We start from the raw sequence: 425 nt of genomic DNA, 5'->3' as shown, positions 1-425 counted from the left end.
TGCTGCCGGCGGTTTGCCCTCCGCCGGCGGTCGTACGGCTTAGCTGAGCTTCTTGGCCTCGGGCGCCTTGTACGGCTTGCCGTCGATTACCGCGCGCTCGATCGGCGTCGGCTCGTAGCCCAACCCGGTGAGCCACTTCAGGTAGCCGGCGGTCTCGGTGCGCACGCTCGCCTGCGCGTGCGCACCGTCGGTGCGCCATACGGTGCGCACGACGTGCTGTTCGTAAGCGGCCACGATGGCGGCGAACGTCCACAAGGTGGCCTTGGCGGGGGTCTTGGCGACTGCGGCGGCGCGCGCCTTCTCGTCGGTGTGCTGGGGCAGACCCATCCACGTGCACAGTCGGGTGCGGGTGGCGGGGTGCGATCCGCGACGGTTGACGACGTCCGCACCGGACACGAGCACGGTCGCGATGATCTCCGTCATCC

At 69.9% G+C, this 425-nt stretch carries 1 pseudogene; it reads right to left on the bottom strand.

What is annotated here, in order from left to right:
* Window positions 1-39 precede the first annotated feature (39 nt).
* Window positions 40-425, bottom strand: a pseudogene (locus tag ADK55_RS19980) (hypothetical protein); the annotation flags it as partial.

The sequence above is a fragment of the Streptomyces sp. WM4235 genome (assembly GCF_001279725.1).
Classification (GTDB): domain Bacteria; phylum Actinomycetota; class Actinomycetes; order Streptomycetales; family Streptomycetaceae; genus Streptomyces.
This window is presented reverse-complemented; position numbering and strand designations above follow the sequence as displayed.